Annotated in this window: 11 protein-coding genes; 7 read left to right on the top strand and 4 right to left on the bottom strand. The window is 51.0% G+C overall.

Features of this window, described 5'->3' with window-relative positions:
• A partial coding sequence (locus VE954_RS31945) for a type II CAAX prenyl endopeptidase Rce1 family protein (RefSeq protein WP_324960653.1) occupies positions 1–698 on the bottom strand: 698 nt, incomplete at its 3' end.
• 521 nt (positions 699–1,219) lie between these two features.
• On the opposite strand from VE954_RS31945, the gene VE954_RS31940 reads away from it, so the two are divergent.
• A complete protein-coding gene (locus VE954_RS31940; RefSeq protein WP_324960651.1) occupies positions 1,220–1,630 on the top strand; it encodes an SRPBCC family protein in 411 nt (136 codons plus the stop codon).
• A 37-nt stretch (positions 1,631–1,667) separates the two neighbouring features.
• Here VE954_RS31940 and VE954_RS31935 read toward each other — a convergent pair whose 3' ends face one another.
• On the bottom strand, positions 1,668–2,171 hold the full coding sequence (locus VE954_RS31935; RefSeq protein WP_324960649.1) for a hypothetical protein: 504 nt from the start codon (positions 2,169–2,171) through the stop codon (positions 1,668–1,670).
• Between the two features lie 199 nt (positions 2,172–2,370).
• On the opposite strand from VE954_RS31935, the gene VE954_RS31930 reads away from it, so the two are divergent.
• The 5 genes from VE954_RS31930 to VE954_RS31910 all read left to right on the top strand — a co-directional run bounded on the left by VE954_RS31930 (position 2,371) and on the right by VE954_RS31910 (position 5,852).
• Entirely contained in the window at positions 2,371–2,910 is a 540-nt protein-coding gene (locus tag VE954_RS31930) for a hypothetical protein (protein ID WP_324960647.1), read from the top strand.
• A gap of 115 nt (positions 2,911–3,025) precedes the next feature.
• Positions 3,026–3,271 (top strand): hypothetical protein, encoded by a 246-nt coding sequence (locus VE954_RS31925; protein WP_324960645.1) that lies wholly within the window; start codon positions 3,026–3,028, stop codon positions 3,269–3,271.
• Between the two features lie 339 nt (positions 3,272–3,610).
• The gene (locus VE954_RS31920) at positions 3,611–4,318 is read left to right on the top strand and encodes a M12 family metallopeptidase (protein ID WP_324960644.1); all 708 of its coding nucleotides are present in this window, start codon (positions 3,611–3,613) and stop codon (positions 4,316–4,318) included.
• 103 nt (positions 4,319–4,421) lie between these two features.
• Positions 4,422–4,598 (top strand): hypothetical protein, encoded by a 177-nt coding sequence (locus tag VE954_RS31915; protein WP_324960642.1) that lies wholly within the window; start codon positions 4,422–4,424, stop codon positions 4,596–4,598.
• Between the two features lie 27 nt (positions 4,599–4,625).
• Positions 4,626–5,852, top strand: a complete 1,227-nt coding sequence (locus tag VE954_RS31910) for an AI-2E family transporter (RefSeq protein ID WP_324960640.1) — start codon at positions 4,626–4,628, stop codon at positions 5,850–5,852.
• 166 nt (positions 5,853–6,018) lie between these two features.
• Here the strand turns inward: VE954_RS31910 and VE954_RS31905 are convergent, their stop codons facing one another.
• Both VE954_RS31905 and VE954_RS31900 read right to left on the bottom strand, forming a co-directional pair.
• On the bottom strand, positions 6,019–6,234 hold the full coding sequence (locus VE954_RS31905; RefSeq protein WP_324960638.1) for a hypothetical protein: 216 nt from the start codon (positions 6,232–6,234) through the stop codon (positions 6,019–6,021).
• Between the two features lie 81 nt (positions 6,235–6,315).
• Positions 6,316–6,747 carry a hypothetical protein gene (locus VE954_RS31900; RefSeq protein ID WP_324960637.1) on the bottom strand — a complete coding sequence of 144 codons (432 nt, stop codon included), beginning with the start codon at positions 6,745–6,747 and terminating at the stop codon, positions 6,316–6,318.
• A gap of 341 nt (positions 6,748–7,088) precedes the next feature.
• Between VE954_RS31900 and VE954_RS31895 the strand changes: the two genes are divergently transcribed.
• Positions 7,089–7,325: chorismate mutase (locus tag VE954_RS31895; protein ID WP_324960635.1), on the top strand; the 237-nt coding region annotated here is incomplete at its 3' end.

Here is a 7,325-nt window from a genome sequence, read left to right as displayed (position 1 = left end):
ATGAATTCCCAGGCTCCGAACAGCAGATTGAATTTCGCGGCCTCGCTCAGAGCAACTCCCGACCTCAGCATCGGCGAATGGAACATGTATAGATTCCAGGAGAAATGCAATGCCCACGCGTAGGCGATATGACCAAAGCGGACGATAAGCAAATTGCGAAGGACCCCGGCCAGCGTGAGCCCCGCCAGGGACATCGGGTGCAGGATCTCTTTAGGCAGAATGAGTCCGGACTGATAAAAGACCACATGCATCAATCCAAACACGACAGCCACGATCACCGTCGCCCACGTCTCTGATAAGCTCTGGCAGCGATCTTGCACAAAACGAAGCAACAAGGAACCGAGGATGATTTCCTCGGCACAGGTTTGGACCAGGGTGAAGATCATGCCCGGCAGAGCATGGGGAGCGACTGCGATGAGCTCGATGGTTACCTCGCTCCGCACCGCGACTTGCGCATAATAGAAGCGAAAGATCCCCAGAAAGATGCTGGTGGCCCCCAAGCCCAGCAAAAGGCTTTTTCTGTTGAATTCCAGCCCTGCCCTTTTCTGCCAATCCGTAGGCCAGGCTAGTCGGAGGAAGTAAAGTATCAGCGCCAGACCGATGACAGAGATAATTGTGGTGACAAAGGCCGAATAGATAAGGCTGACCCAGCTGAACAGGGCACATGCCACGAAAAACCTCTGTTTCCATAGAACCATATCGGCTCCTTTACAGCGAGAAAGCCAATAAGCAGGCACTTCATCCGTCCGACAAGCAACAATTTTGACCTGCCTTGCCGTGATTAGGAAGCCGAGGCAAGGCAAATATTGCAGGTCACTTGAAAGACTGCTCCGGGAAGGTCCCATCAGTACGCTTCCCTCCCCTTGCCCACGCTTTAAACGACGATAAGACCGTCGCCGGAATCGAAATGATAGTCATGATCAAAAAAGGCTAAATCGATATCCAGGGCCTCGCTCCATTCGAGCACTTTTACGCCCTCGCAGGATAACTTCGTCCCGGGATGACTCCCTTTGTGAAGTCCTCCCTTAGGTCTTTTGCATGAGCATACGCGCACGGATTACCGACCGAATGATGGCGAGTGCGACGTCGGGGAGGAACACGCCAACGTTTCAGAAAGGCCGGATCGCATTGATTGCATCGGCAGGTCTACCTACAGAAACTCGCGTTCGTGTCTGATTTGCACTACAATTTAAACTCAAGTCCATTTCAGGAGCATGTCATGGAACATCGGTTTTCACTTCAACACGAAGTACCCCAACCCTTGGAAGTCGTTCAAGGCATGCTTACGGATATGGTTGCTTTCGGTGACTTGCATCCGCTGATGGACCATGTGGAAAATCTTGGGCAGGGCCGCTATCGGTTGCATGAATTCAAGTGCCTGCCCTTTGGATTGAAACTGCATTTTAATTACGAAGCTGTGACCTATGTTGATACTGATAACGGATCGATCCTTTACGAAGCCTGGCCAAAGGGCATGCAGATCGCAATTAGCTTTACCTTCACGGGAGAACCCGAAAAAACTCTTGTTCATGAGGACATTCGCATTCGTGGTCTTCCTGGCTTCATTGGAATTCTGAAAAAAGCCATAGTCGAAAGTCACAGCACCCTTTTTGCATCATTTACATTATGAAGAGCCGTTAGTGGATTGGGAAGGAAGCAGAATGTCCCTAAGCAGCAGCTCTGAAAAACTCACGCCATGATTTAGCTTTCAACTCGGACTTGACTCCTGATAGGGCCACCGACGTTTCTGCATGGATTTTTTCCAATTCTTTTTTCATCTGCTCTGACACCTTACGGTAAACGTCACGCTTTTTGCCTTTGGAAATTACTGTGTCGCGCTTAATCTCCTGCCTGCGTTTGGAGTGCCCCACGCCGACACCAACTCCACCGCCATCGAGGGATGACAATGCGGACGGTCTTCCCAATGCCTCCGACCGATTCCATCGTCTTTTGCGCCCAGAAGGTGATTTCTTCCGAGCCTGTGATCGTGCTTCGTATGCCAATAACGGATTGCTGGATCGGCGTTTAATGTTCATCGGTGGGTTCTTTGCCTTGCCAGCGATATAAGCCTGTGATCCCCATACCAATCCGTCAAAGCCTTTGTGCCAGTAAGGATTTTCGAGCAATTGAATGACGGTCGCTTCGTCGCTTGGATTGCGGGCATATTTCAACTGTTGGCTACATTTATGTATACAAGCATCTCTCCATTTCCTTTACAGAAGTTTTTCGGGGATAGTCTTTCCCGTCACTCATACTCTGAATCTGCTACTAGGCAGTGCCAGGAATCTGGTATTTCCTGCTTCTGGAAAAGAATGCTAGGTTGTAAATTGGTGAATCTTACACGAATTGATCTCGGCCCTTGAGGAAACTATGCTTTCATCACTCAGTAAACTGTTTTTGGTTTGCGTCTGTTTGAATTTTATTTTCATGCCTTCCATTTATTCAAAAGAAAGCCAAGCACCTAAAAAAAAGAACAAAGAACCAATTGAACTCACCGCTTATGATCGAAAAGTCCTGGAAGATGGTGAAATATCGGGAGTGCGTCGCGTTACAGGAAGTGTTTTAGCAGCTGTTCCGGGATTTGGATTAGGTCATGCTGTTCAGGGTCGTTACCTGTATAAAGGGATGGTTTTTACCTTGACAGAACTGGGGTGTGTCGTCCTTTTTGCTGTCGGACGTGAAGGCGGTACTGCGGCCATTTTTCCATTCCTGGGATTTAAAATCTGGGAATTTGTCGATTCCATCGTTGGGTCTGGAAGACATAACACGCGCTACCATCAACTTCAGTCTCTGTCTCCGGACTCTGATGGCAGTAATTTTAAAATCATACCTGTGCCCATTGTAAGAAAAGATGACTCAGGACAGCAGACAACCCACCTTGGACTTGCACTCACCTGGAACATCCCTTAAACAAGTCATTTTCATGCTGACCGGATTAAAGTGTGCAGTCTTCGATTGGATATGTAGTCAATTGGTGAAGGACACGGGATTCGCCAGTTTCATTCTCACGGTTTGGAGCCAGCTGTTGCGTGAAAAATCCTTTCAGATTCCTACTAGTCCCTCGGCTGCTTATCTGCGGCTGGTTGAAAGCGATCAAAGCTGGCTGGAGGGGATGGTTAATCTGGATCCCATGCAGGCTGTCGGCTTTAAAACCTTCATGTCGGCTGCGAAGACCGTCGCCGGAATCGAAATGATAGTCATGATCAAAAAAGGCCAAATCGATATTCAGGGCCTCGCTCCATTCGAGCACTTTTGCGCCCTCGCAGGATAACTCCGTCCGGGGATGAATCCCTTCGTGAAGTCCTTCGCCTTATCCCTTCGTTTTCGAGATGGCGTCGCTCAAAGGAAACAAGTTAGAAAAATTTCAGTTTAAATTCATTGAGTTGCAAAACTTCCTCCGACCGAACTATAAAGCCTCAACGATGATCGTGGCCGGACGCGCGCCAGGAAAGTATGTTCACGCTCACTTCGAGTGTGACGGATCGCTTTTGTCTTAATGACTCAAAAATGAATGTATCCAGCGAAGAACGGGCCATTTTTTGGACTCAGAAGTGTTTTTATTGCCCGTGTATTCCCAAATTCACCAGAAAGGATAACGATGAGGAAGTATGTGATTGGATTTGCTCTTCTGCTTGTGAACGGTTGTGGCACGGGCCCGGAGGATTCCACGCCTCATGCTGTGATCGATGCGGACGCCTCCCGCTGGTCCGAACCGAGGCACATCCCGATCTGCTTTGTGAATAGGAGAATGGTGAGCGAAGAGATTTACAAGGACCTTTTGGAGACTGCGGTGCAACAGTACGCTCGCGTGGGTGTTTATTTTGAACGCTGGCGGGACTGCGAGAATGCTGATTTCTCGCGATCGATCATTCGCGTGAAATTTAAACTGAGTCACAACTGGGACGGCAGCGGCCGATATACCTATGGTGGTGGTAAATCGAAAGTTGGCATGACCAGTCGAGCTTTAAGCAATGAAAACGGTGCGACGCTCTGGATCGGCATGGATGATCACTACCCGGCTCAGAGCGGGCAAAAGCGTGACACTGTGATAGCTGGAACGCGTAGCGCATTTATCCATGAAATCGGTCACGCGTTAGGTCTTTTGCATGAGCACACGCGTACGGATTACCGACCGGACGATGGCGAGTGCGACGCCGGGGAGGAACATGCCAACGTTTCAGAAAGGCCGGATCGTATTGATTACATCGGCAGACCGGACTATGACTCCGTAATGTCCTACTGCAATCTGAAAGTCCAGCGGCTTTCTTTTGGTGACCTGGCTGGCATTCGCGCTCTCTATCCAGAGCTGAAAAACTGATTTCAAACTGAGATTGAAGAAGCTCTCTCCAGGGCCCTGGAGTATTTCGGCGTTTTCACCAGATGTCTGAGTTCCTTTCCATGCGGCTACCTGGCCTGAAAACATGCAGAATGAAAGCCGACCTCAGGACTGGCCTCAGGATTTCGTGCAGCCTTTGGGTGAGCAAACCCGCCTTTGTCTTCTGCAGGCGAAAAGCGAGGCGGACCTTCAGCATCGACTGGACATCCGCCAATCCCTGGCGGAAGTCCCGACTGATCTTCCATGCATCGAGGGCCCATGATGGCGTAAAGCGATCAGGAAAAAGTCTATGGTACTAATTTTGCATTTCCGGCTGGGAGAGTTTGTGAATTCAACCTCCAAAATCTGGGACGCAACCATGGAAGACCACACTGCAATTCTTGGTAAAGAGCAACAAAACATCTTTTGGTCCGACCGCCGGCAACTGAACGCTCTCATGCTGGCTCTGGCCACCGGGTTGATCTTCTACGGATGCGCGCAGGTGATTACGCCCTTCCTCTACTCCCTGGTCTGGGCTCTGACCCTGGCCGTAACGGTCTATCCCCTTCATCGCTGGATTCAAAAGCGTTTCAAAAATAAATCGGTGGCGGCGGGGCTGGCTACTTTTCTCGCCGGCCTTTTGATTCTTGCGCCTCTGGTTTTCGTTGCGGCTGAACTGGTCAAGGAAGTGCGACATGCAGTGCAAATCGTGCAGCAGGACGACTTCAAGGCCAAGGTTCAAGAGTTCACGCAAAAGAATGAGAAGGTGGGCCAACTCACCAACGCGGGTCAATTGGAAGGACAGCTTAAGAAATCAGCCTCCGCGATCGCTTCGCGGCTGCCCGCCCTCGCTTCGCTGACAGTTTGGAAACTGACGGAATGGGCGATCGTCCTTCTGATCGTGTTTTTTCTCCTCCGCGATCGCGAGCGATTCGAGAAGAAGACCCGTGATCTTCTTCCGCTGCATCACGAGGAGAATGATCTGATTTTCTCACGTGCGCACGATACCATTCGCGCCACGGTCAACGGTCACCTTCTTATGGCGCTCATCCAAGGGATCCTGGGAGGTTTGGTTTTTCTTGTCTTGGGTCTGCCCGGAGCTTTGCTCTGGGGTGGGGTGATGGCGATCCTCGCAGTCCTGCCGGTCCTCGGTGCAGCTTTGGTCTGGATTCCGGCCGCGGGTTTCCTGATAATGACAGGTGAAGTGACCAAAGGGCTCATACTTGTTTTCTTTGGTTCGGTGGTCATCGGACTGATTGATAATCTTCTTTATCCCCTGCTGGTCGGAAAGAAGATTCGTCAGCATACTCTGCTGGTCTTTCTGTCCTTGATCGGCGGTATCACAGCGTTCGGGTCCGTAGGCTTGATCGCCGGTCCTCTTCTCCTGGCTCTCCTGGACAGCCTCATTCGTATCTGGCGCCATCGGACCAATCCGCGGCATCCTCTTCAAGAGGAAGAGGAGTTGGAAGAATCTGCGAAACAAAAAGAAAGAGCGCGGGGAAAGTCGCCGATTTCACATGCGACCCTGGCTCATTGAGTCCTATCGCGAGCGTTGGTTCCACTGCTCTCTGGTTTGACCCAGACCTGGTAGCAGGCACCCACGCTGCAGCAGCGTGAGGCAATCTGAACAAGGTCTCGAACAGATATCGATTCGCAGGCGATAAGCGACCTCTTGCAAGGTCACCCATCGCCCCGCGTGACGATCAGGAGCGGTAATAAACCCAAAGCGTCACGCCATTGCCGTTCCAGAGACAGTCCGCCTGCATGCTCATCGCTGTATAAGTATCGCGATGATAGCGGCACAGGTGTTCATAGCCGACGCCATAGTTTCCCATATTGATCCATTCGCCATCAGCATAGACGAAACCAGGTGTCAGGAGAGTGGCAGCAAAGACGAAACATTTCAGAAATTTTTTCATACAGAACTCCTTTCTCATGGCTAAGGACCAACCCACCTTGGGTGGGTCCTATCGAAAACTGGATGTCAGGTGCCTTAAGATTCACGGGTTGCGGATCAGCGTGCCTTGGTACCCATCCCATTCGGCTGTCGCCACTCCATTGGACGTACAGTCACCCGTGACGACGACGCGACGGTTGCCGCAGGATGCACTTGTGAGATCGAGCGTGAGCGTGTAATCAGGGGTGAAGGGAACATAGCTATAGCTCACGGAACCTGTGACATCGGAACGGCCGCAGGATGCTTCGAGCCCATCATCGACCTCGATGCTGGCCACACCCAGACCGGTGCCCTGAGGATAGACGGTGAGCGAGCCCAGGTAGGGGCCAACAGAAAGACGGACGCGATTGGAAAAAATGGAATGACAGTCCGCAACGTCCTTGGTGCTGCTCGTTGTCTCGGAGACCTTGCCGCAGCCTGATAAACAGACTGTGGCGATCACCGCTGACGCCATGAGTGATGAAAATAGCTTCATGAGATTTGCTCCCTGTCTCTAAAAAGTGAAAGTGTTTTCTGCATTGGTTCTCGTTACCACTTTGGGAGACGGTGAATGCGGTCTTATGCTGCAAATAAAAATCAGAGCCGGACGAATAAAATCGGAGCCTGATCGACATGATGGACCACTCGGTCCTGCGTCTATCATTACTGGGTAAATTGCGGTAGAAAGCGGCCCATCAGCGGAGCAGAAATGATGCCAAATAAAAGTTCATGACGGATGGACGTCAACTCAAGTGTCTTCCTGGGTAGACACGCCGCCAGGATTTTCCTATACAAGTGAAGGCCAAATGGAATCCACTCATCCAACTGAGGACATGCATGAAACAGCCACACGAATGCACCAGCCTCGCGGAGGTTCGGACCGAGATCGATGCTATCGATCGCCAGATAATTTCCGCGCTGGGTCAGCGATTTGAATTCGTGAAATCAGCCGCTCGATTCAAGTCAGGTGAAGCCAGCGTTCGAGCTGCAGACCGGGTCCATGCCATGCTGCGTGAACGCCGGGGCTGGGCCCAGGAACATGGCCTTGATCCGGATGTGATTGAAAAGATCTAC

This window comes from Oligoflexus sp., from assembly GCF_035638955.1.
Lineage (GTDB): Bacteria > Bdellovibrionota_B > Oligoflexia > Oligoflexales > Oligoflexaceae > Oligoflexus.
The sequence above is the reverse complement of the archived record's forward strand: the minus strand, read 5'-3'. Positions and strand labels throughout refer to the sequence as shown.